This is a genomic window from Maribacter flavus, assembly GCF_008386635.1.
GTDB classification, from domain to species: Bacteria; Bacteroidota; Bacteroidia; order Flavobacteriales; family Flavobacteriaceae; genus Maribacter; species Maribacter flavus.
The window spans coordinates 1325977-1350354 of record NZ_VUOE01000001.1 but is presented as its reverse complement, the minus strand read 5'-3'; the positions used below and the strand labels follow the sequence as shown (position 1 = coordinate 1350354).

General features: G+C 41.9%; 23 protein-coding genes. 9 read left to right on the top strand and 14 right to left on the bottom strand.

Annotated elements, in window-relative coordinates:
• Positions 1 to 46: 46 nt before the first annotated feature.
• The 11 genes from F0361_RS05950 to hemA form a co-directional block, all read right to left on the bottom strand.
• The gene (locus F0361_RS05950; RefSeq protein ID WP_154917629.1) at positions 47 to 760 is read right to left on the bottom strand and encodes a 3'-5' exonuclease; all 714 of its coding nucleotides are present in this window, start codon (positions 758 to 760) and stop codon (positions 47 to 49) included.
• 235 nt (positions 761 to 995) lie between these two features.
• Positions 996 to 1469, bottom strand: a complete 474-nt coding sequence (locus F0361_RS05945; protein WP_154917628.1) for a methylated-DNA--[protein]-cysteine S-methyltransferase — start codon at positions 1467 to 1469, stop codon at positions 996 to 998.
• A 6-nt stretch (positions 1470 to 1475) separates the two neighbouring features.
• Positions 1476 to 2621, bottom strand: coding sequence for a CNNM domain-containing protein (locus tag F0361_RS05940; RefSeq protein ID WP_154917627.1), 1146 nt, complete (start codon positions 2619 to 2621; stop codon positions 1476 to 1478).
• Positions 2622 to 2708: 87 nt separating this feature from the next.
• On the bottom strand, positions 2709 to 4004 hold the full coding sequence (locus F0361_RS05935; protein WP_154917626.1) for a serine hydrolase domain-containing protein: 1296 nt from the start codon (positions 4002 to 4004) through the stop codon (positions 2709 to 2711).
• Between the two features lie 87 nt (positions 4005 to 4091).
• Positions 4092 to 5084, bottom strand: a complete 993-nt coding sequence (gene hemB, locus F0361_RS05930; RefSeq protein ID WP_154917625.1) for a porphobilinogen synthase — start codon at positions 5082 to 5084, stop codon at positions 4092 to 4094.
• 29 nt (positions 5085 to 5113) lie between these two features.
• Positions 5114 to 5902, bottom strand: coding sequence for a PhzF family phenazine biosynthesis protein (locus tag F0361_RS05925; RefSeq protein WP_154917624.1), 789 nt, complete (start codon positions 5900 to 5902; stop codon positions 5114 to 5116).
• Between the two features lie 13 nt (positions 5903 to 5915).
• The gene (gene hemF / locus F0361_RS05920) at positions 5916 to 6821 is read right to left on the bottom strand and encodes an oxygen-dependent coproporphyrinogen oxidase (RefSeq protein ID WP_154917623.1); all 906 of its coding nucleotides are present in this window, start codon (positions 6819 to 6821) and stop codon (positions 5916 to 5918) included.
• The gene (locus F0361_RS05915; protein WP_154917622.1) at positions 6811 to 7353 is read right to left on the bottom strand and encodes a GNAT family N-acetyltransferase; all 543 of its coding nucleotides are present in this window, start codon (positions 7351 to 7353) and stop codon (positions 6811 to 6813) included. Before F0361_RS05915 ends, hemF begins: the two co-directional genes overlap by 11 nt.
• Positions 7354 to 7421: 68 nt before the next feature.
• Entirely contained in the window at positions 7422 to 8453 is a 1032-nt protein-coding gene (gene hemE / locus F0361_RS05910; protein WP_154917621.1) for a uroporphyrinogen decarboxylase, read from the bottom strand.
• A gap of 164 nt (positions 8454 to 8617) precedes the next feature.
• Positions 8618 to 10198 (bottom strand): hydroxymethylbilane synthase, encoded by a 1581-nt coding sequence (gene hemC, locus F0361_RS05905; RefSeq protein WP_154917620.1) that lies wholly within the window; start codon positions 10196 to 10198, stop codon positions 8618 to 8620.
• Complete coding sequence (gene hemA, locus F0361_RS05900) at positions 10195 to 11451, bottom strand: glutamyl-tRNA reductase (protein WP_154917619.1); 1257 nt, start codon at positions 11449 to 11451, stop codon at positions 10195 to 10197. The genes hemC and hemA overlap by 4 nt, the downstream gene beginning before the upstream one ends.
• Positions 11452 to 11646: 195 nt before the next feature.
• On the opposite strand from hemA, the gene F0361_RS05895 reads away from it, so the two are divergent.
• Positions 11647 to 12540, top strand: a complete 894-nt coding sequence (locus F0361_RS05895; protein WP_154917618.1) for a helix-turn-helix transcriptional regulator — start codon at positions 11647 to 11649, stop codon at positions 12538 to 12540.
• Positions 12541 to 12723: 183 nt separating this feature from the next.
• On the opposite strand, the gene F0361_RS05890 is transcribed toward F0361_RS05895, so the two are convergent.
• On the bottom strand, positions 12724 to 13563 hold the full coding sequence (locus F0361_RS05890; RefSeq protein ID WP_154917617.1) for an N-acetylmuramoyl-L-alanine amidase-like domain-containing protein: 840 nt from the start codon (positions 13561 to 13563) through the stop codon (positions 12724 to 12726).
• A gap of 11 nt (positions 13564 to 13574) precedes the next feature.
• A complete protein-coding gene (locus F0361_RS05885) occupies positions 13575 to 14642 on the bottom strand; it encodes a mechanosensitive ion channel family protein (protein ID WP_154917616.1) in 1068 nt (355 codons plus the stop codon).
• 161 nt (positions 14643 to 14803) lie between these two features.
• On the opposite strand from F0361_RS05885, the gene hemH reads away from it, so the two are divergent.
• The 8 genes from hemH to F0361_RS05845 all read left to right on the top strand — a co-directional run bounded on the left by hemH (position 14804) and on the right by F0361_RS05845 (position 23373).
• Positions 14804 to 15838: a ferrochelatase gene (gene hemH / locus F0361_RS05880; RefSeq protein ID WP_154917615.1), complete on the top strand. Its 1035-nt coding sequence runs from the start codon at positions 14804 to 14806 to the stop codon at positions 15836 to 15838.
• Between the two features lie 16 nt (positions 15839 to 15854).
• Entirely contained in the window at positions 15855 to 16649 is a 795-nt protein-coding gene (locus F0361_RS05875) for a DUF3050 domain-containing protein (RefSeq protein ID WP_154917614.1), read from the top strand.
• Between the two features lie 30 nt (positions 16650 to 16679).
• The gene (locus F0361_RS05870) at positions 16680 to 18056 is read left to right on the top strand and encodes an MATE family efflux transporter (protein ID WP_154917613.1); all 1377 of its coding nucleotides are present in this window, start codon (positions 16680 to 16682) and stop codon (positions 18054 to 18056) included.
• A 143-nt stretch (positions 18057 to 18199) separates the two neighbouring features.
• A complete protein-coding gene (locus F0361_RS05865) occupies positions 18200 to 19645 on the top strand; it encodes a C1 family peptidase (RefSeq protein WP_154917612.1) in 1446 nt (481 codons plus the stop codon).
• Position 19646: 1 nt separating this feature from the next.
• On the top strand, positions 19647 to 20141 hold the full coding sequence (locus F0361_RS05860) for a hypothetical protein (protein WP_154917611.1): 495 nt from the start codon (positions 19647 to 19649) through the stop codon (positions 20139 to 20141).
• A gap of 83 nt (positions 20142 to 20224) precedes the next feature.
• Complete coding sequence (locus F0361_RS05855) at positions 20225 to 21400, top strand: CHASE2 domain-containing protein (protein WP_161598211.1); 1176 nt, start codon at positions 20225 to 20227, stop codon at positions 21398 to 21400.
• Positions 21373 to 22164, top strand: coding sequence for a hypothetical protein (locus F0361_RS05850; RefSeq protein WP_154917609.1), 792 nt, complete (start codon positions 21373 to 21375; stop codon positions 22162 to 22164). Before F0361_RS05855 ends, F0361_RS05850 begins: the two co-directional genes overlap by 28 nt.
• A gap of 12 nt (positions 22165 to 22176) precedes the next feature.
• On the top strand, positions 22177 to 23373 hold the full coding sequence (locus F0361_RS05845; RefSeq protein WP_154917608.1) for a CHASE2 domain-containing protein: 1197 nt from the start codon (positions 22177 to 22179) through the stop codon (positions 23371 to 23373).
• A 7-nt stretch (positions 23374 to 23380) separates the two neighbouring features.
• Here F0361_RS05845 and F0361_RS05840 read toward each other — a convergent pair whose 3' ends face one another.
• The gene (locus F0361_RS05840) at positions 23381 to 24142 is read right to left on the bottom strand and encodes a hypothetical protein (RefSeq protein ID WP_154917607.1); all 762 of its coding nucleotides are present in this window, start codon (positions 24140 to 24142) and stop codon (positions 23381 to 23383) included.
• Between the last annotated feature and the right edge of the window lie 236 nt (positions 24143 to 24378).

The window sequence follows — 24378 nt, the reverse complement described above, 5'->3', positions numbered from 1 at the left end:
CACCAAATACCAACAAGCAACTTCCCTCTTTGGGGGTTAGGGGGCCTTACACCTTCCTTATCTGATAATCCTCCAACAGCGGCTCGTTTCGTAATCTTAAGAAGACTTGGGCGGTGGTAACCACATCCAACTCACAATATTTAATGATGCGGTCCAGGTTTTTCTCTTCGTAGAAGACGTCCCGCACCATACTGCCATCAATGTCTTCCTTAGGTGAGGAGATTCCTAAAATATTGGCCATTAGTTTTAAGGAGGTATAATGTTTGTAATCCCCAAATTTCCAAAGGTCCATGGTATCCAAATGGGGCACTTCCCAGGGTTTCTTTCCAAAAAGGTCCAGTTTCCAAGGTAGGGAGATACCATTAATGATCATCCGGCGGGCGATATAGGGAAAATCGAACTCCTTACCATTGTGGGCGCAGAGGAGGTGTTTGGCTTCGCTGAAATGCCCGTTCAAAAGGTTTTTGAAATCCTTTAAAAGTTTGGATTCATCCCCGTGAAACGTGGTAACCCTAAATTGGAGGGTTTCGCCCTGCATTTTAAAATACCCTACGGAAATACAGATGACTTTGCCAAACTCTGCCCAAATACCGGCCCGATCATAAAATTCCTCGGCGGTAAACTCTTCCTTTCGTTGGTATTTGGATTTTTGCTCCCAGAGTTCTTGTTTCGCGTCGTCCAATTCTTGGAACTGTTCTTTTTCCGGGACGGTTTCGATATCCAAAAATAGGATGTGTTCCAAATTCAGTTTGTGTAACATACTCAGGCATAATGGTTAGGCCTTCCAAGTTAGGATAATATTTTAATTTCAATAAGATTAATCTTATCAAAGAGGTAAAATTTAGGGAACCGACCAAGTAGTCTTTTTTAGGTTTAGAAAAAATTAATACGATATGGTAAAAATAGATTTACATCCAATTCAATCGGTGTTTTACCTTGAAATAGAAATTATTACTTGAATGAAAATAGCTAATAGACCGATTGGTTTGTAAAATTTAAAAAAGTGTCTGCTGTTTAACAGGGTTTTCATGTTCCAGTAGCCATTTTTTACGGTGTAGGCCGCCGGCGTAGCCCGTAAGGGAACCATCACTACCAATGACCCTATGACATGGAACCACGATCCACAAGGGATTTTTTCCATTTGCTGAGGCCACGGCCCTAATGGCCTTTACATCGCCCAAGGTTTTGCTCAAGTCCAAGTAGGTAACCGTCTTACCATAGGGAATATCCTGCAAGGCCTTCCAAACGGATTTTTGAAAATCGGTTCCGGATGGGTTTAGGGACAAATCGAATTGTGTTCTTGAGCCTTCAAAGTATTCCTTTAATTGATAGGCGGCTTCTTCCAGGTCTGGAGGAATGATATCGGTAAGTGTTTCATCGGTATTCAAAACAGTGATGGAGTTGAGTCCGTTTGCATCTCCTTCCAACTTTGCAATTCCCAAAGGTGTTTGGATAAAGGCAGTTTCCATGTATGGTTATTCTTCTTTTTCTTTTGTAGCATCCTCCACAACTGGATTCTTTTCAATGACACCACTTTGTTTGGCCCTATTTTCCCAGTTTTTACGGGCCAGCAATTGTAGGTCTGCCACATTATCGCTCTCGTCCATGATTTCAAGCCCTAGAAGGGTCTCAATAACATCTTCCATGGTCACTAGTCCACTTACGGAACCGTATTCGTCCATTACCAATGCAATGTGCTCCCGCTTGTTTACGAACGTATCGAAGAGTTTTGGAATGGGTGTATCACGCTTTGTCAATAGAATGTCACGCTTTATCTCTACCAAGGGCAATTCCCCGTTTTTATGGATGATTTCCTCATAGACATTGTCCTTAAGGACGAAACCGGTAATGTTGTCCACCTTTTCCTCAAAAATCGGAATCCGGGAAAAGCGCAACTTTGGATTTTCCTCAAAAAAGGACTGGATGGTTTGATCGGAGGAAGCAATTTTCATTACGGCCCTGGGTGTCATAATATCCTTCACTTGAACTTCTTCAAAACGTAACAGGTTTTTAATGATGGTCGATTCCGACTTTTGAAAAACACCTTCCTCATGGGCCATATCTGTCATAGCTGTAAAATCCTCCCTGCTCAGCACACTGCCATGATGGCCCTTGCCCCCGACCAATTTGGTGAAGAGTTGTAACAACCAAAGCAAACCGGTGTATTTTAGAACAAGCACCATGGCCTTTAGCGCCTTTGCGGTAAAATTGGCGAGTTGCTTCCAATAGGTAGCACCAATCGTCTTAGGTATAATTTCTGAGGCGACCAATATCAAAATGGTCATAATCGTAGAGACTACACCTACCATAAGATCCTCGGTAAATTCAATCCCAGCTATGGAACGGGTGGTACTTCCATACATTTCCGTATAGGCTACTTTTGCCTGTACTCCCACCAAAATAGCTCCCACCGTATGGGCAACGGTATTTAGGGTAAGTATGGCAATGAGGGGTTTGTCCACATCCTGTTTTAGTTCTTCTAGCGATATCGCATAGGTTTTTCCTTCCCTTTTTTTAACGTTCACAAAAGTTGGGGTGATACTCAACAGTACAGCTTCCAGAATGGAGCACAGAAATGAGAAAAAAATGGATATAACAGCGTAAAAAATGAGCAATCCCATACAATAGTTTTGAGAGCCTAAGATACCAATTTAATCCTGTTGCACATAGCTCAAAAGGAAAGGAACATTGTTTTAAAGTTAGGGCTGTTATAGTTGTAAGGCCTTGTAGAAAACCTGTTGAACGGCCGATCTTATATTCATGTCGTACAGTGCCCTATGTTCCCTGGTAGGGTATACCCTGTTTGAAAGAAAAATATATACCAGTTGGTTTTCAGGGTCCGCCCAGACAAATGTTCCTGTAAATCCACTATGTCCAAAGCTTTCCGCACTTACTTCTGGGGCAGGGTAGGCATCCTTCAGGGCCAAGGTATCGTTTCCTAACAAGGGTTTGTCAAACCCCAAACCTCTACGGTTATCGTTTTCCTTATATTGCACTTTGATAAATTCCTTGACCACGGCTTCGGGTAAAATTTGGTTTCCTCGGTATTCGCCATACCGCGTATAAAGCTGCATTATTTTGGCCAAATCCTCTGCAGTTCCAAACAATCCGGCGTTTCCTGAAATGCCTCCCAATAAAGATGCGTTTTCATCATGCACCCATCCTTGGGTCAAAGTGTGTCGGTATAGGGTGTCCATTTCTGTAGGAACGATACGATTCGGAAAATTTTTAGTGGAAGGCAAAAAGCCCAAGGTGCTGGCCCCAATGGGTCTATAGAAATTATACTCGATATATTTATCATAGGGAACACCGGTCAAGTCTGTGATTATTTTCGGAAAAATAAGGAAGGTCAGTCCAGAATACCGATACCTTTTTTCTTCCGACACCTTGGAGCGGTTTATCATCTGATACATTTTTCGGTTGAACTTACTTTTTACATAGATATCCTCAAAGGCTTGTTTGTCAAATCGGTGACTTCTGGATTTTCGTAGGAACCTACTTTTAAACCGACCGTTCTTTTTCAATGTTTCGTTCAAAAAGACGATATAGGGTTCCAGTCCTGCCTGATGTGCCAATATCTCCCTGAGGGTGATATCCTTCTTATCTTTCCGTCGCTTCCAAGGTTTCCAATAGGTACTAAAAGGGACATCCAAATCCAATTTGCCCTCGCCCACCAATTTCATGATGGCCGGTAATGGCCCCGTAATTTTTGTTACCGAAGCGAGATCGTACAAATCGTCCAAAGCCACGGGTTGTACGCTATCATAGGTATGAAATCCAAAGGCTTCATGAAATAGGATGGAGTCATTTTTGGCAACCAAGACTTGAGCTCCCGGAAAGGCATTATTTTTAATACCGTTGATTATAATCGAATCGACCTGCTTGTAAACCAATTCATAATCAAAAGGATAAGTGGACTCTTGGATTGTGCCAACGCCTTGGTTTTGTCCAAAAACCAGCTCCGGGCAAATAGCAATAAAAAGAAAGAAAATAATTTTAGGCATGACAGGTTTGTGCGTATTTCAAATATAACTTATTGAAATCACCGATAGCATCCTGATGCCACAACAACAGTAAAGACAATACCATTTTTAGCTATTGAGCAATTTGACTACATCTTTAGCGAAATAGGATGCAACGATATTGGCACCGGCCCGTTTGATGGCCGTTAGTTGCTCCATCATCACGGCATCATGGTCCAGCCAGCCTTTTTCTGCGGCGGCCTTTACCATAGCGTATTCTCCCGAGACCTGATACACGGCTACGGGCACCTCCACTTCATTTTTTATTTCACGGACAATGTCCAAATAGCAAAGTCCGGGTTTTACCATAACGATATCCGCACCTTCATCAATATCCTGTTGGGTTTCCTTGATGGCTTCAAACCGATTGGCATAATCCATCTGATAGGTCTTTTTATCCTTGGGTACATTCTGGATGTCGACGGGCGCGGAATCCAAGGCATCCCTGAACGGACCGTAAAAGGCACTGGCGTATTTGGCGCTGTAGCTCATAATGCCCGTGTTGATGTAGCCCTCGTCATCCAAGGCTTCCCGGATGCTTAGAATCCTGCCATCCATCATATCACTGGGAGCGACAAAGTCCGCACCTGCTTTGGCATGGGAAACACTCATTTCGGCAAGCACTTCCACGGTTTCATCGTTCAAAATCTGCCCGATGGCGACAATTCCGTCATGCCCATAGGCGGAGTACGGATCAAGGGCCACATCGGTCATGACCAACATGTCCGGACAGGCACTTTTGACTGTTTTGATGGCCAACTGCATAAGGCCGTTGTCGTTTACCGCTTCAGACCCGGCATTGTCCTTGAGATTGTCAGGCACTTTTACGAACAACAGCACGGAACAAAGTCCTAGATTCCAAAGTTCCTTTACCTCTTTTTCAAGATTGTCCAAACTCAACCGAAAGTAATTGGGCATTGATGGAATTTCCTCTTTAATCCCTTTTCCTTCCACTACGAATAGCGGGACCAAAAAATCATCCGGACTAATAATAGTCTCCCTGACCAATCTTCGTATGGCTTCATTCGTGCGTAATCTTCTGTTTCTAATGAGTGGGTACATGGTCTATTTTTTGTTGTGATAAATATAAATTAAAAGGTGATTTCACCGATTAGATAACACACCGCCTGTCCCGAAATTTTCACCCGGTCTTCTAAATATTCGCAGGTTAAATCGCCACCGCGGGCAGAAAGCTGTTTCGCCGTCATCAATGTTTTTCCGAGACGAGGGGACCAATAAGGCGTAAGCGTTGTATGCGCCGATCCGGTGACGGGATCTTCCGGTATACCACATTGAGGAGCAAAGAAACGTGATACAAAATCGACCGAATCTCCTTTGGCCGACGCAATGACACCCCGGCAATCCAATTGGTCCAATAAATGGAAGTTTGGTTTTAAATCTTCGATGTCCTCCTGAGTTTCATAAATCAATAAATAGTCCGTCTTGCCTTTATAGGTTTCTAGGGGTACCCTTCCAATAGCTTTATTTATAGCCTGAATGTTGGATACTGGATTCAAGGCATCCGTTGGAAAGTCCATCGTCATCCATCCATCAAGGTCTTTAGTGACGGTTAGCTCGCCACTTCTTGGCGACAAAAACCGAATGATATTTTCTTTATGATTATAAAAATTAAAAAGCACAAAAGCGGTCGCCAACGTGGCGTGTCCGCAAAGGTCCACTTCCAATTCTGGGGTAAACCAGCGCAATTCATATCCTTTTTCGATGGGAACGGCAAAAGCCGTTTCTGCCAGATTGTTTTCCGCTGCAATATTTTGCATGGTTTCATCCGGCAACCATTTTTCCAAAATGCAAACGGCCGCAGGATTACCACCAAACAGTTTATTGGTAAAGGCATCGATTTGATATAACTTCTGTTTCATGGTCTATTCTTTTTTAGGAAACCCAGTCTCTTGGTTGCTTCAAAACGTTAATCAACTTTTCTTCTTCACTCCCAGCTTCCGGATGATGATCGTACCTCCATTGCACATGTGGTGGAAGACTCATCAAGATACTTTCTATACGACCGTTGGTGCGTAATCCAAACAAGGTTCCTTTGTCATGAACCAAATTGAATTCCACATAACGGCCCCGTCTAATTTCCTGCCAATCCCTTTGTTCTTTGGTGTAAGGAAGGTCTTTTCGTTTTGTAACAATCGGTATATAACCGTCCAAAAAACTGTTTCCTACTTCGGTGACGAAATTGTACCAGTCTTCCATGGACCTACTTTCGGTCTTCTTACAATAGTCAAAAAACAATCCTCCTATACCTCGGGCTTCATCCCTGTGGGAATTCCAGAAATATTCGTCGCATTTCTTTTTATAGGTTGGATAGAACGAAGGGTCGTGTTTGTCGCATGCCGCTTTACAAACCTTATGAAAGTGTTCCGCATCCTCTTCGAATACATAATAGGGGGTCAAATCTTGTCCCCCACCAAACCACTGGTCCACAATCTTACCGTCTTTGTCGTACATTTCAAAGTAGCGCCAATTGGCATGAACGGTGGGCACCATTGGGTTTTTGGGGTGTAGTACGAGGCTAAGTCCACAGGCGAAGAAATCGGCCTCCTGTACCCCAAAATACGCTTGCATGCTTTTGGGTAATTCGCCATGAACGCCCGAAATATTGACGCCGCCTTTTTCGAAGACATCCCCATTTTCGATGACACGTGTCCGTCCGCCTCCGCCTTCGGGCCGTTCCCAGTTATCTTCATGAAACTTGGCCTTCCCGTCAATGGATTCCAAGGCATCGGTTATGATATCCTGTAGATGGTGTATATACTCAAAAAATTTATCCTTCATAAGCTTTCACATATAATTCCATATCCATAGGTTGCATGGCTGGTGGCTGATGTTCTTTGGGCAAGGTTTCCTTCCACGTATACCCACACTTTTCTGCGATGCGTATACTTGCGGGATTCGACTTATGTACAATGATGCGTAATGTTCTTAGGCCGTGTTCCTTGAATGCCCAAGCCGTTATCTCTTTGACGGCCATGGTGGTTATTCCAATACCTTCGTGCTGATACCCGATACAATAGGCAATTTCGGCCTCCTTTTTATCAAAATCAAGATTTTTCACAAAGAGCAAACCCGCTACGCTTCTATCGATGGTATTTTTTATCACGAACACAAATTCGGTTTTGTTATTAAAGGCCTTAATTTTTTGGTCGATGAATAATTTGGAGAGCTCCGGGGTCAGATTTTCGGTCAGGGTTTGAGGGAAATAGGTTTTAAGCCTTGAGGTGTTGACCGTTACAAAATCACAGATTCGCCATGCATATTTTTCATGGATAGGCGTTATTTCAAAAGTACCGTTCGCAATGGGAATCATTCCTTAAAAGTACGAAGTCTTTGGCCCTTTGAAAAGGTAAAGCGCAAGGTTTGGAAAAATTAAATGGTTCAGTGCGCCAATTTATATTCTTTTACGGCATCTATGAATGCCTTTGCATTTTCCACCGGAACGTTTGGAAGGATTCCGTGTCCTAAATTCACAACATACCTGTCCTTGCCAAATTCATTGATCATTTGCGTGACCATTTTTTTGATTTCCGATGGTGGGGATAACAATCTGGCAGGGTCGAAATTCCCTTGAAGGGTTATTTTTCCTCCCGTAAGATATCGGGCATTTTGCGCGGAACATGTCCAATCCACACCAAGAGCCGATGCACCCGATTGGGACATTTCCTTAAGTGCGAACCAGCATCCTTTACCAAAAACGATCACGGGAGTCTCTTCTTTAAGCGCATCTACAATTTGTTGGATGTATTTCCATGAAAATTCCTGATAGTCCGTGGGGGAAAGCATACCGCCCCAAGAGTCGAACACCTGTACGGCATTTACACCGGCCTTTACCTTAGCTTTTAAATAGGCAATGGTAGTATCCGTTATCTTTTGAAGCAATTCATGGGCGGCCACAGGTTGCGTAAAACAGAACTCCTTGGCCTTGTCAAAGGTCTTACTTCCTTGGCCCTGCACACAGTAACAAAGTATGGTCCAAGGAGAACCGGCAAAACCGATTAGGGGTACTTCGTCGTTCAATTTCTCCTTGGTGGCCGTAATGGCCTGCATCACATAATCCAATGCCTCTTCCACATCTGGCACGATTACCTCGCTTACATCCTTTCGGTTTCGTACGGGATTTGGCAGATAGGGTCCAAAATTGGGCTTCATCTGTACCTCGATGTTCATCGCCTGTGGAATCACCAAAATATCGCTGAAGAGAATGGCGGCATCCATCCCAAACCTTCGTATGGGTTGCACGGTAATTTCGGAAGCCAGTTCTGGGGTCTGGCATCGGGTGAAAAAATCGTATTTCTCCTTGATTTCCATAAATTCCGGTAAGTACCTTCCCGCTTGGCGCATCATCCAGACCGGTGGTCTTTCTACCGTTTCCCCTTTTAGGGCCCTAAGGAATAAATCGTTCTTTATCATATTTTGGCTATTGGCTATTGGCTATTGGCTATTGGCTATTGGCTGTTAGTTGTTGGTTTTTGGTTGCTCGTTTTTCGTTGTTGGTTGATGGTTGTTCGTTATTGCTAAACATTTTTTTGAGCTTGATTCTTGCTCTTGAACTTGTATTTTCTAACTACTATCAGCTATTGGCTATAATTGGAATTCACCAACTCAATAACACTTTCTACATCCGGGATATTGGCAACTTTCACTTCCTTGAAATGTTTCCGGGCTTCGGTTGCCGTAGTTTCCCCGATACAATAAGCAACTTGATGTGGTTTGTTTTTCAAGAGATAGCTTTCTATGGTGGAAGGACTGTAAAAAAGAATTCCCTCAACGGATTCAGGGATAGCCTTGCCTGAAAGTTTGGTCTTATAGGCCTCCACTTTGTTTACATTGATATTGTTCCCCTCTAAAATAGTAGGGAGGTCCTCCAAGCTAAGATTTCCATGAAAATAGGTCACTTGGGTGCCATCCATATATTCAACAAGGTAGTTGGCCAAATCGGTGGCGCTGTTCTCCACATGGGCCACAGGTCCTATTTTTTTCTGGATCAACCTTTTGGTCTTTCTACCTACACAGTATATGTTTTTAAACTGAAGTTCTGCCGGACTACAATTTGTAAGTAGGCTCTCCACGGCATTCTTACTAGTGAAGACGATGTTCCCAAGGCTCTTTTTTAGAATAATCGGAGATATTCTGTTGGGGCTTATTTTGATAAAATCCTCAGAATCTACCCGTATGCCCGAACTGAATTTCTGCAGTTGCGCTTCAGTAAATTTTTTGGTAGAAAACACGTTGGTTTTTAGGTCGGCTCCCTGCAATTCGTTCATTAAACGCCTTCCTCCGCGGCTCAAAATACTTTTGGCTGCATCAATTCCCAAATTCTCATGCTTTCCGAGTGGGGCCGTTAAGGCAGCTTCCAATTTTTGGGAGCCATCAATGGTCAGTAGGACCCCTTTGAGGTTTACTTTTTCCTCCTTGTCGATATAGGCCAGGGCCCCGATGGGTGCTGAACAGCCACCTTCCAATTCCCTGAGGAAATCGCGTTCCAATTTCGTACAGATTTCGGTTTCCCTATGGTTGAGTTCGGCACATATTTCACGAATTTCCAAATCGTTTTCCATGGCTACGACCATAATGGCACCCTGTGCCGGGGCTGGCACCATCCATGTGAGTCCGATCGTGTTTTCAGGTTCCAAGCCGATGCGTTCCAATCCCGCGGCGGCAAAAATGGCTCCGTTCCAATCGTTTTTGTTCAGCTTTTCCAAACGGCTGTTGACATTTCCCCGTAAATCCACTACCGTATGGGTTGGGTATTGGTTCAACCATTGCGCCTTTCTTCGCAAACTTCCGGTTGCGATAATACCATCGGGAGAACCCAAAAATTCCTCATTGTTCTTAAAGGCCAAAATGTCCATATAGTTGGCTCTTTTAAGAACGGCAGCCTGGACGATGCCTTTTGGGAGCATAGTAGGTACATCCTTCATGGAATGTACCGCAATGTCGATTTCACCGTTCAACATGGCCACGTCCAAGGTCTTGGTAAAAATTCCTGTGATCCCTAATTCATATAATGGCTTATCCAGAACAAGGTCGCCCGTGGATTTTACGGGGACTAGTTTTATGGTATGCCCTAAAGCTTCCAATTGATCTTTTACGGTAGTGGCTTGCCATAGTGCCAATTCACTATCGCGTGTGCCTATGCGGATTGTTCTACTCATTCTGTTTCCAGCTCTAATTGAAACACTTTTTGGATAAGGGCTAGGCTAGAATCGGAATCGATAGTGTCGTCCTTAAGGTGGTTTGCGAATTGCTTTGTGATTTTTTGGATTATCCTATTGGATATGATATCCGCCTGTACGGCATCAAAATTCGATGTCTTTTTGGATTGATAGTCCAGTTCCTCATCCTTCATGGTCTTTAGTTTCATTTTTAGGGCCTTTATGACCGGCGCAAATTTACGGGTCTCCAGCCATTGGATGAAATCCTCCTTAACATCCTCAATGATTGCTTCGGCCTCTGGTATAAAAAGTTTACGCTTTTCCAAGGTTTCGTCCGTTATTTGTGAAAGCTGGTCCAAATGCACCAAGGAGACGTTATCCAGTTCCATGACATTGTCATCCACGTTTTTGGGAACGGATAGGTCAAGGATCAATAATGGATTTTTGGTATAGATGAGTTCCTTGCAAACGGTGGGTTTTTGGGCTCCCGTAGCAACTACAAGGACGTCTGTTTTTCTGATTTCGGCCTGCAGTTCGCCATAATCCTTTACCGTGAGGTTGAATTTCCCACCTACTTTATCCGCTGTTTCCTTGGTTCTGTTGATCAAGGTAATATGCGGATTTTTGGTATGCTTGATGAGGTTTTCGCAGGTATTCCTACCAATTTTGCCAGTGCCGAAAAGTAGGATGTTCTTTTCCGAAATATTCTCAACGTTGTTCAAAATATATTGTACCGATGCAAACGCCACCGAAGTCGCCCCGGACGATATTTCCGTTTCGTTTTTTATACGCTTACTGGCTTGGATGACCGAGTTGACCAACCGTTCCAGGAACGGATTGGCAATATCCACTTTTTTGGAGCGGTTAAAACTTTGCTTTAATTGGCTAATTATCTCAAAATCCCCTAAAATCTGGCTGTCCAGTCCCGTACCTACACGAAAAAGATGGGAAATGGCCTCCTTGTTCTTATAGACATAGGCTACTTCTTGAAATTCCTCCACACTTCCCTTGGAAAAACCGCACAACAATTTTATCAATTGGTAGGGGTGCTGGGCGAAACCGTGAAGTTCCGTCCTATTGCAGGTAGAAGTTACCAACAGGCCATCAATGCCTTCTTCCTTCGCCTTTACCAATAGCGCGGTCATGGATGCATCGTCCAAACTGAATTTTCCCCTAACCTCGGCATCGGCCTTTTTGTAGTTTAGGCCAATGGTATAGAATGAGCTATGTTTAGAAATATGGTATGCCTTCATAGTTGCGGGGACAAAAATAGAACCATAGGATAAATAAAAATAACGCTAGAGGAACTATAAGCATCGGCAGAAGTGATTTTAGGTAAAATACAACATAAATCGGCCCAAAACCCTTAATTTTACAACGTCTAGCGGAAACCCTACGACGATATTGTTTAGATAGATTCTAAATAAAGTAAATTGATAAGCCGTACTATGGAAAGTAAAAACATCGCCAAAGGTTCATTTGAGGAACTGTTGATAGAGAATAGCTTTTACGTACTTAAAATCCAGAATAATACTTCTGAAAGTAAGCAAGTTACGCGGGAAATAAATAGGAGTTATATTCAGTTCCATTTCTGTTTGAAGGGCGGCGGTAAGTTCGTTTTCAATCAAGGGAACTATGCTTTGGAGGTATCAGAAGAGAACTCGTTATTGTTGTACAATACCCAATTGGATTTGCCTTTGAACCTTATGTTGGCACCAAATTCCTGGATGGTTTCTGTGGTGATGAGCATACGAAAGTTCCACTCCCTTTTTTCCGATGAGGCGAGTTACATTCCCTTCCTTAGTGAGGAGAACCAGGAAAAAAAATATTACGCCCAAGAGCCGGTATCGCCCCCTATTGCCGTGGTTCTAAGTCAGATAATTAACTACAATCTGCACCCTACTATTAAAAACCTGTATCTGAAAGGAAAAATTTACGAGTTGATAGCCTTGTACTTCAATAAGAATACCGATGCCGATGTAGAACAGTGTCCATTCCTGATAGACGAGGACAACGTAAAACGCATTAGAAAGGCGAAGGAAATCATCATCTCCAACATGGCCGAACCTCCTACCTTGAATGAACTTTCCAAGGAAATAGGATTGAGCCTAAAACGATTGAAGGAAGGATTTAAACAAATATATGGGGATTCCGTATACAGTTTTCTATTTGATTATAAAATGGAACATGCCCGAAAACTTCTGGAATCCGGTCAGTACAATGTAAACGAAATCGGGCTAAAAATTGGGTACAGTACCTCAAGTCATTTTATTGCCGCTTTTAAGAAAAAGTATGGCACCACACCCAAGAAATATGTGATGGCGTTGGCGAGTAGTTCATAGTTTTTTTGTCATTCTGACGAAGTACGTAGTACTGGGGAAGAATCTCTTCTAGAATCGGATGTTTCCTTTTACTCAGCATGACTAGTTGTTGTGCCGGTAATTTTCAGGGTAGATCTATAGAAACTTAGTATTAACTTGGTATAGAATTACTGAATTTTAAACCGAAAGGTATTTATGAGAAAGCTAAAGCGGCCTCGCCACCATAATACCTGTATTCCCTTTGACTTTTTTTAAATATTCTACCAACGGCTTTTCCGAAACTTCCACTTCCATAGAACCTGTAGAGGCGTGGAGAAGATGGATTCTGCCATCCGCTTCCCGCGTGGCAATTCCGGTATGGGTAACGTCCAGGCCATTGATGGAGGTTGCAAGGGCAATGATATCCCCGGATTGGATCAAATGCTCGTTTTCCGCAATCCGATCTTGGGCCAGGACACAAATGGGCCGACTGTTCAAATACGTTTCGGAAGCTTTTATCTTTTCGAAATTGCTATCGTCCGAAAGAAAAGGATAGAGATCGCGATGTTCGCTCATAAAGTTGATGTCCTTGGTAATTTCGGCACCTCCAATTTCCTCGGTGATATCTTGTAGCAGGCCTTTTTTGGCATTGTTGGCGATCCATTCGGAAAAATAGTGGAGTCGGGAAGCGTAGCCGTCCAAATAGCCATCTTTATACCGAATGGTTTCTAGGGTTTCTATGAAATTCTCGAATGAGGTTTTGTCCTCTTTCATCATCAACGAAAATGCGAGCACATTTTCCACAAACGTGGTGCAATCCAGCCCTTGTAAGTTGACCACCAAGGTTTCCGTTTCCCCAATTTCAAGGGTTTTGGCCACATAGGGAGTTTTGAGGAAGGTTTTGCCTATGGCTACCATGGTCTGTCCAAAATCAGGTTTTTCCAAATCTTGAACCTGTTCAATCTTGGAAACCACGGCCTCTTTGTCCAATGGGGAACAGGTAACGGTTTGTGCCTTGGTATGGTAGCAAATAAAAAGTAAACTTAAAAAAAAGATGCGTCTCATGTTCCTTTATTTTACTTTGAAGAATCCGTCTCAAGATTGCCCATCAGAACCCTATTGTGAACAATGCTCTTGGGATACTTCTCCTGAAGGAAAGTTATTAATTTTTCCCGTACATGTACCCTCAAATCCCATGCCGTTGGCGAATCCTTGGCGCTCATCAGCGCCCTTATCTCTACATAATTGGCCTTGCTGTCTGTAACCTGTAGTACGTTTACTTCCTTATCCCATAAATCGGTATTTTCCAAAATGCGCGTTAGCTCTGCCCTCAATGCATCAAAAGGGACCTTGTAATCCGTGTATAAAAAAACGGTTCCCAAAATATCGGAAGAAGTTTTGGTCCAGTTTTGGAAAGGTTTTTCAATGAAATAGGGGGTGGGAACTATAAGTCGACGTTTATCCCAGATTTTCACCACTACATAGGTTAGGGTTATTTCCTCTATACGACCCCATTCGCCTTCCACAATGACCACATCGTCCAATTTTATAGGTTGTGCTATAGCTATCTGAATCCCTGCCAGGACGGTACCTATCAATTTTTGGGCGGAAAATCCAATTATGATACCGGCAACCCCTGCGGAGGCAAAAATACTAAGCCCCAATTCCCTGATTTCCTGAAAACTCATAAGGGCCGCGCCAACGGCCAGAATGATGACTATGAAAATGACGATGCGCTCCAGAATATTGAATTGGGTATAGATTTTTCGGGCCTTTAGATTATCGGTGGTGTTTACATCATACCTGTGGATGATGAGTTGTTTCATCACTTTTAATATCCCAATGATCAACCAGGTCATGGCAAAGATGAACAACAGGGTACTGGCCTTTTTGAACCAATATGCTTCATCGGTCAAACCAAAAAGCTGTCGGAAGGAATGCATCCGAATGATAATGGAGATAAATATGAGGAAAATAGGAAGGGCCACACGCTTCATAACACCTTCGGGCAATAGATATTTGGGGTCTTTTCCTAACCTTCGAAGCACGAAAAGTGTACTCCAATAAAGTATTACGAATGTGGCAACCGTAAGGCCCAAATACATTAGTGACTCCCTAGGAATATCCTTAAAAAGTAAATCCATTCGTTCTTTATTTATTTTCAACATACTAAATTTTGATGGGCTATGAAATTAATTGAATGGAAATTGATTGGGTTTATGGTAGTATAGAAAACTAATGGCCTAAATTAAAATATCATCTATTTCCAAGTCTTATTTTTGCAATTCAAAAATTAATGAGGAGCATGAAAGGAGTATTATTGGTTAATCTGGGTTCTCCAGATAGTCCAACCCCAAAGGATGTAAAACCCTATTTGGACGAGTTTCTTATGGACGAACGCGTCATAGATGTTCCAAAAGTATTGCGGAACATCATCGTGCGGGGAATCATTTTGCAAACCCGACCTAAGAAATCGGCCGAGGCCTATTCAAAAATTTGGTGGGAGGAGGGCTCCCCTTTGATCGTACTCTCGGAACGCTTTACGGAAAAAGTGCGTCAACAATCCCAGATACCCGTAGCCCTGGGGATGCGCTATGGAAGCATGACCATTAAAAATGCGCTTCAAGAGCTTAAGAATAAGGGTGTGGACGAGGTTTTGTTGGTGCCCTTATACCCACATTATGCCATGTCTTCCTATGAAACCGTGGTAGTAAAGGCGTTGGAAGTGAAGGATGCTTTTTTTCCTGAACTAAAAATTACCACCTTACCGGCATTTTATAAAAATACCGACTATATCCGAGTCCTTTCGGATTCCATTAAGGAAGGTTTGAAGGATTTTGAGTACGACCATATCCTGTTTTCCTACCATGGGATACCGGAGCGCCACATCCGAAAATCAGACCCGACAAAGTATCATTGTAAAATTGACGGTTCTTGCTGCCATACCAATTCCGTGGCCCATCATACCTGTTATAGGCATCAGTGTTATAAAATGACGGAACTGGTACGTACCCAAATGAACCTACCGGAGGAAAAGGTGAGCGTATCCTTCCAATCGCGTTTGCCCAACGATCCTTGGTTAAAACCCTATACGGATTTCGAGTTTGAACGATTTGCAAAGGAAGGCAAGAAGAAGCTAGCCGTGGTAACCCCTGCCTTTGTGGCGGATTGTTTGGAAACCTTGGAGGAAATAGCCATGGAAGGTAAGCATCAATTTATGGAAGCCGGGGGAGAAAGCTACAAGCACATCCCATGCTTAAATGATAGCGATGCCTGGGTTACCTTAATGGCGCAATGGATTGAAACCTGGGAAAAGGTTGGCGTACTCCCACATCATTAAACTAGTTGAAAAAGGTATGAGCAAAGTAAACATAGAGAAAATAGAAAAGGCCTTGGAACCTTTAAGGACTGCCTTAAAAAATCATCAGTTATATAATGAGTTGACTACCATAATGGACGTACGGATTTTCATGGAAGGGCATGTGTATGCAGTATGGGATTTCATGTCCCTACTAAAGGCCTTACAGATAAACCTAACGTGCGTGACCACTCCTTGGATTCCATCAAAGAATACGAATACGGCCCGGTTTATCAACGAAATCGTCTTGGAGGAAGAGACTGATAGGGACCAGGCCGGAAATTACAAGAGCCATTTTGAGATGTACCTGGAAGCCATGCAGGAAGTGGATGCCGATACGAACACTGTTGAAGCCTTTATTGATACGGTTAAAAAATCGGGCGATATCCAAACAAGTATCTTTCAATCAGAATTGCCGGATGCCGTAAAGGAATTTATGCAATTTACCTTCGCTGTAATAGCGGAAGGCAAAGCCCACAAAATTGCGGCGGCCTTCACCTTTGGAAGGGAGGAACTTATACCAGATATGTTTCTAAAGATCATCGAGTCTAACGAAAAGGCACCTCTATACCCCAAGTTGGAGTATTATCTACGGAGACATATAGAACTGGATGGCGATGAACACGGTCCCCTTTCGTTGAAGATGATCATAGAACTTTGCGGGAACGACCCTCATAAATGGGATGAGGTACTGGAAGTTTCCCAAAGGGCCCTGGAGCGAAGAATTCAGTTATGGGATGGCATAACGGATGGAATTCTGAGCGAAAGGACCTCCACAGCTACGGTGGTTTAATACCATTTTTAATTCAAAAGACATCGGCCTATGGCCAAATTCACATCGGAAGAATTGGGCAAGCAGCCTATTGGAAAGCTATTGGTAGGGCAGGCGGTGCCGGCTAGTATAGGAATTCTTGTGATGTCCTTGAACGTTTTGGTCGATTCCATTTTCGTTGGCAACTGGATCGGCTCCATTGCCATTGCGGCCATTAACGTCGTACTTCCTGTCTCGTTCTTTATAGGGGCCTTGGGAATGGCCATTGGGGTTGGAGGGTCTAGCATCATCTCTAGGGCCCTTGGTGCCGAAAATAAGGAAAAGGCCTTTACGACTTTCGGAAACCAAATCACCCTTACCCTGATTATAACCATTACCATGGTCATTGTCGGCCTCACTTTTATTGAGTCCATCATTCCCGCTTTTGGGGGAAAAGGAGCAATATACGATCCGGCCAAGGTGTATTATACCATTGTGCTGTACGGAGTTCCTTTTTTGGCACTTTGCATGATGGGGAATACCGTTATTAGGGCCGAAGGCAAACCCAAATTTGCCATGATCGCCATGATTATTCCTTCCGTAGGTAACCTCTTGATGGACTATGTCTTTATCTATGTTTTTGATTGGGGGATGGCAGGCGCTGCCTGGGCCACTACGGTCGGCTACATACTGTGCTTTCTATATGTTGGCTACTTTTTCTTTTCCCGGCATTCCGAAATGAAAATCCAATGGAAACATTTGGGATTGGATGTACCGGTGGTAAGCGAAATAGGATCGTTAGGCTTTGTAACCTTGGCAAGGCAGGCGGTGGTGAGTATTATTTATCTGATAATGAACAATATATTGTTCGCATTGGGCGGTGAGGCGATGGTGGCGGTGTATGCCATTATTGGCAGAATGTTGATGTTTGCCTTATTTCCGGTATTTGGGGTTACCCAAGCATTTTTGCCCATTGCCGGATTTAATTATGGGGCCCGAAAATACCATAGGGTACGAAAGACCATCAATACGGCAATCACCTACGCCTCTCTATTAGCGACCGTAGTTTTCATAGGGCTCATGATTTTTCCCGAAGCAATTACGGCACTTTTCCTGAGCGATAACCCGGACATGTCCGCCCAAGATTTGGAAACCAATGCCTTTGTTTTGGAAAATGCCCCAAATGCCATGCGTTGGGTATTTGCGGCAACCCCGATCATAGCCTTGCAGCTTATTGGTGCAGCCTATTTTCAGGCTATAGGCAAGGCCGTTCCCGCCTTATTATTGACACTTTCCAGACAAGGTTTTTTCTTCATTCCCTTGATTCTGGTTCTTCCAAAATTGTATGGCGAACTAGGCGTTTGGATTTCTTTTCCCATCGCCGATGTGCTGGCGACCATCGTTACCGGTTATTTTTTGAGAAGGGAAATCAAGAGGACCTTGGTGTAGGTGATGTCTTTACACCAGTATACTAAAGAATTATACTACAAAGGCGTTCAAACTACCCAATTTATCTATAAATACCCAATAAACGGTACTTAGGGCTTCTTAAAAAAATAGTATATTGTCCTCATAACCAATTAGATATTGAAATGAGAAATCTCACCTTGCTCTTATTTTTTATTTCTGTATTAGGGTACTCACAAACCCAACGTAGTACAGGACTCTTATTTGATGATGAAGCCTATGAAAATACCCCGGTAAAAGCAAAAAATGTTGCTTTCCAAGATGTGGTAACTGAATTCACTTCCTCTACTTTAAAAAGCTTTGTCCCTCCCATAAAAAACCAGGGGGGATATAGTACTTGTGTAGGGTGGGCGACAGCATACTATGGACGGACAATCTTGGAATCTCGATTGTATGATGTACAAGATTCGCTTACAATTGCCAAAGGTACTTTTGCACCAGTATTCACCTACCTACATTCAAATGTGGAAAATGATTATAACTGTCAGGGAGGTGCCTATATAGGTAAAGCCATGGAAGCCATGGTGGAAAAGGGTGTGCCGTACTACGAGGATTATAGTGTTATGTGTGATACGGAGATACCGGAAAATCTGTATGGCTCTGCCGAGCGATTCAAGATAAAGGATTTTGCAAGAATATTTGGTTCCGATGAGTCGGAGGAGTTTAAAGTAGATGGTGTAAAACGTTCACTTCTAAATGGAAATCCCGTGGTTATCGGGTTTATGGTAGATAATGCATTTCAAAGTGCCAAGAATGTTTATGTCCCTGATAATTTGGGGACAACCGGGGGGCATGCCATGTGTGTAATTGGATATGACGATGATAAGTACGGCGGTTCTTTTGAAATCGTGAATAGTTGGGGGCCTACATGGGGAAATGATGGATTCATGTGGATCAGGTATTCAGATTTTGCCGAGTATACAAGATATGCCTTTGAAATGATACCCTTAAAGGTCAAAAAAGAGGAAAAACAGATTTTGGCGGGAGAGGTCGACTTTATCCTTAGAAGTAACGAACCTATGAACGTACGCAATGAAAAGGGCGAATATACAGGATCCGTATTTGGTGCTCAGGATGTGGTCATTGAAAAAGAGGATGAAAGTATTGGAGATTATATTACGGAAGATGTTTATAGTACCGGAACTAGGTATCGTATGGTAACTAAAGTAAATCAACCCGCTTATGTATATGTTTTTGGGATGGATTCAGATAATGAGTTTTCCCCTTTATTTCCCCATAAGGATTCAATAAGCCCCTTTATAAATTCCGATAAGTCCGAAGTTATATTGCCTGCGGCGCCAAAAGGAGCTAAGGCCTATGCGAGATTAAGCAAGGATGTGGAAAAGGAATTTACCATAGTTGTTTTTTCTTTGGAAAAAATAGACATGAAGGAGGTGCAATCCAAACTTCAAGAATTGGATGGTACGTTATTAGATCGATTGTACGTGATTTTTGATGACAAGCTAATCAAAAAAGAAGCGATGAAGTTGAGTAAGGATAAAATGAGTTTTAAAGCGGAATTCGATAAAGGTTCATTGGCGATGATGATATTGGATATTAAAAGGTCCTAGAATGCAAAAACTAGCTCTTTTGATGGTCGTTCTATTGATGTACTCTTGTATGTCTTCGCAGAAGTCGGAGAAAAGCAAGGGCTCCGGTACGATAGAAAGTACAAAAATAAAGGGCTTGATCAACCCGGAAAGATTCGGTAAAATTGAAAATGCCAATACAGTCATTAGAATTGATTTGGTCAAAACGCTTATCGAAGGAACTGAAAATGAATATTACAATCAGCTAAAAGTACTGGACACTTTGAATGTCAACAGTGCTCAGGAATTAAAACAAGTGCTCATTGACGATACCAACTATGTTTGGGACCTACAGAATTCAAATTCATCTTTTGATCCTCAGCAGCAGTTCATATTAAAAAACAATGATGAACAGTTGACCATACTGCTTGATGAAAATGAAAATAAAATCGCCTTTATGGACCTTTTTGGAAGAAAGGTAATCAGCGTTACCTCGGGTTTTCCTTTTTTTCGTAAAAATTTATCGGATAAAAAATAGATCAAAGGAGTCCATAAACAAACCTCTTAATTGTTTTCTACATGCAGGATTCAAATAAAAAAAGGTATTTCTATAACTTTTTTATGAGGAACAAGAGTTTGTTCAAAGAGGCATTTTTGTGTATGATTTTCGCCTTTACCGTGTTGGGCATAGTCTCTTGGATAGGTGTTAGCCTTAATTTTTTTAGTCCATTTAAAAATGCGTTTAAGGATTTTAGTTATTTGGATATGTACTATGCTGAAAAGCTAGAAACGAATGATCCAAATATAAATGAGAACATCATTTTGGTCAATGTTGATAGGCGCAATAGAAAGGAGCTGGCAGGGATGCTACAAAAGATACAGGAATCCCAACCAAAAGTAATCGGTGTCGACGTCATATTCAAAGATTTGGAAGATCCCGTATGGGATCGTTTTCTTTCGGAATTTCTTAAAAGTGAAAACATAGTCGCAGCCTATGTTCTAAATGATGATAAAAGAATAGTCTCAAATAAAAACATACTTGAAGAAGGAGTTGCATCAGGATACTCGAATTTCAATTTTGATGATGAATCCGCAGTAATAAGAAATTTTAGGGGTGTCTATAAAAAAAACGATACCATCTTGGAAGCTTTTGGAACGGCGGTATCGAAGAAATTTAGGGCGTCTGATTGGGACATGGGGATGGATAACTTTCTCTCAATCGACAGGCCCATCAATTATACCGGAAACAGGGATTTCTTTCTCGTATTGGAATATGATGAAATAATGAACGATGAGTTTTCTCATTTGATGAAGGACAAAATAGTTATGGTAGGATACTTGGGTAATCCCATTCAACATCGATTTGATTTGGAGGACAAACATTTTACCCCGATGAATCCCAGATTTGTGGGGAAAAGTCCTCCAGATACCTTTGGGCTGGTCATTCACGCGAATATTGTCCAAATGATTATTGAAGGTAATTTTATAAAAGTAGTTCCCAATTGGATACGTATCCTGTTAACGGTCCTATTGACGTACATGGCCCTTTGTTACTTTATTTGGCTGAATAAAAGACAGTTGGCCAGTTATATACTTAGGTTGAATATAGTTCAACTATTTTTTATCGTATTTTTTGTCTGGGTGGCCTTGTTGCTTTTCAGGCAAAAACTACTATTTAAAACAGCTTCCATAACCGCGGTCATTGTTTTTAGTATTGGTCTGATAGGATTTTACAAAAAGTTGGCACATTATTTATATAAACGATTTAAATGGCAAGGATTCTTTTTTCACGATTGATTTTCATCATTTTTTGCGTAGTATATACTGCCGAAGGCTTTGGGCAGGAAAGCTATTATATATATCAAAAAACGGGAGAACCTTTGTTTTCTTCGGATAAAAAGGCCATTAGGGGCGTATATTTTGAGACTTTGGATACCTTGAGACTTTCGGATGATGAAAAGGTTACCCTTGTAAACCAAACAGGGGAGATTTTTGCTTTGTCAGGCCCAAATGCGTATGTTTTTCAGGATATTTCGAAAAACAAGGTGCAATTAAACCAAACTTCGTTTACAAGAAAGTATTTTACGTATGTGTGGACGCAGTTCACAAACCGCCGAAAAAGTAAGCAGGAAGCCGGGGTAGTGTATAGGGAAGATAGAACGATCATCAAACATTTTCCAGTGGATAGTGCCAAATTATATCAGCCCAGTATATTTTTCCGGTGGGAGAACAATTCAGAAGCCGATTTGGTTTATCTTTTTCTAAAACAGCGTGATGGCGACCATATTACCAAAATAGGAACCGCTTCAGATTCTATGCTACTTTATGTGGACAATAATCTTTTGAAAAAGGGAAGACAATATGAATGGGCCATTAGTCTGGAGCCATTTCCCAGTTTGAAGGACATAAAATACAACACACTTACTTTGTTGGATGATGAGACTTTTCAGGAATTGAAAAAGGAAATGGATGTCTTGATTAAAACGTTTACTTTATTGGGATATCCAGAGGCCAAGATTAAGGAAGCTATCTGTGCGGATTATAAATTTTGCCCCTATTAAACAAAGGCCTACATGGATTCCGAACTTGTACCGAAACGTTCTAAAAGAAAATTATTATGGAGGGATGCCTTTTTAAGCACCCTTCTTTCCTTGATAACCTGTATTTTGTTATCACTACTCTTTGTAAACCTAAACTTTTTTAATCCCCTTAAAAAGGCCTTGGAGGATTTTAGTTTTTTGGATATTTACTATAGTGAGCAAATGCATCCCTATTTGGAGATGGATTCTAATATTGTTTTAATCAATATCGAGCACGAAAACCGGGAGACTATTTTGGAAGGGTTGCAAAATGTGCTCGAAGAAAATCCAGCAGTCATTGGTTTTGATGTAATGTTGCAACATTTAGATAAATCAAAGACCGATACCCTTTTGGCCCGAGTACTCAATGATAAAAAAGTAATATCGAGCTATATTTTAAAGAAAAGTCAGTTCTTTTTAAATCATCCGTTTTTCGTGCGTGATGGAAAACAGGGCTATGTCAACTACAATTTTGGCTACCAGGATGCCGTAGTTCGTGAATTTACCCCCACCTATGTATTTCAGGAAAATACTTTTGAGGCATTTCCCGTGGCCGTAGCCAAGTCGTATATGAGTACCGACGAATGGTATGCCAGAGGATATCCCAAAAAATTGTCGAAACCCATATTGATAAACTATAAGAGTGATTACTTGGGATTTGTCCATTTTCCGCTAAAGGATTTTCTATCGTTTCCCGATAAAAAAATGGTGAAGGACAAAATTGTTTTGTTCGGTTATTTGGGCAGCCCTACCGGAAATCCCTTTGATGTGGAAGACAAACACTTTACCCCTTTGAACAAGGTAACGGCCGGTAAAAGCATTCCGGATATGTATGGTATGGTCATACACGCCAATATTATTTCCATGATCCTATACAATACTTTTTTATATGAAGTTCCTTTGTTTTGGATGGTTATACTGACCTTTTTCCTCAGCTTTCTGGCAAGTGCCTACTTCATTTGGCTGGACACGAAATTAAAGATTAGTTATAGGACCGTACGTAAAGCCATTTTATTCGTGTTTACCGTACTCTTTGTTTGGCTCACCATCGCCCTGTTTAAAAATGGGATTGTCATCAAGTCCGCTCCCATTATTGCCGTGACCCTTTTTAGTGCCGGATTTGTAAAGTTTTATAAGCATTTGGTAAAGTATATCAATACTAAGACGGTATTCAACTCTTATTACAGGTAAAGTTGGATTATTTCTCCCTTGCTACTTTCAAAATCTCTTTTTGAAACCGAAGGTCATTTTTCAAAATCGCAAAGAAGTCGGATACGTAATTGTGTGCCATTTCATAGCTCCTGGCTTCTTTGAATAGGGATTTATGTGCTTCCAGTATTTTTAGGATTTCCGACTCTTTCGAAAGAAAATGCCTGCGGGTATCTTCAAAAAGTGCAGGATTTCGTTTAAAACCTCTGTACTGGCGTTCCGTTACTTTATCAATGTCCAAAGAAGTGTTGTTTATGTTGGATACAACGGAATAGGAAGCATTTACCAGACCGCTCATATCAAAATCATAGGGAATGGGATAACTTTTTCCCTCTTTAAAAATCAGTTTTTGGTTGTGACTGTAGGCTGTGGAGAAATCTGTATTCCCAATCATAAACTGAAAGAAGGCATTGGTGATAGAGACAGTTTCCTCTTGGTTTAAGGGGTGCACAAAACGTTTAAGCACTTTGGCATCATGGCGCCTGGCCACCACCTTATCATCCTCGATAAGAATGGTTAGCAAGGTATGGTTTTTTGGTTTTCGAGCGGCCCACGCTCCCTCATCGTTGTAAAGACTGTTTTTTGAGTCATTTAAAAAAATAGCTAAGGGGTGTAACTCATCTTTTTCACCACGTGTATCCGTATATTCCAAGGTTGCCAGGCGGGTTTTAAAGTGGATAGGCGATAGCAATTCATACATTTTATAGGCCAGATACTCCTTGAGTACGTCATCGTTACTACGGTCTTCCAAAAGGCAGGGCAGTACTATTTTAACGTTTTTGTGGTCTTCAAAAGGCGTGTTTTGGGTGCCGCCCCGTTTAAAGTAGACTTTTAAAGGCGTAAAATAGCAGGTGTTCTTTCTAAAGTTTCCCCGTGCCCTTAAAGAAATTGGAACGGTATCCCAGTTTTCTACTTGCTTGTATAGTAAATTGGTATGAATGCCCTTTTCCTTATTCGTCTCCTTTTTAATTTGTTTGTTGGTATAGG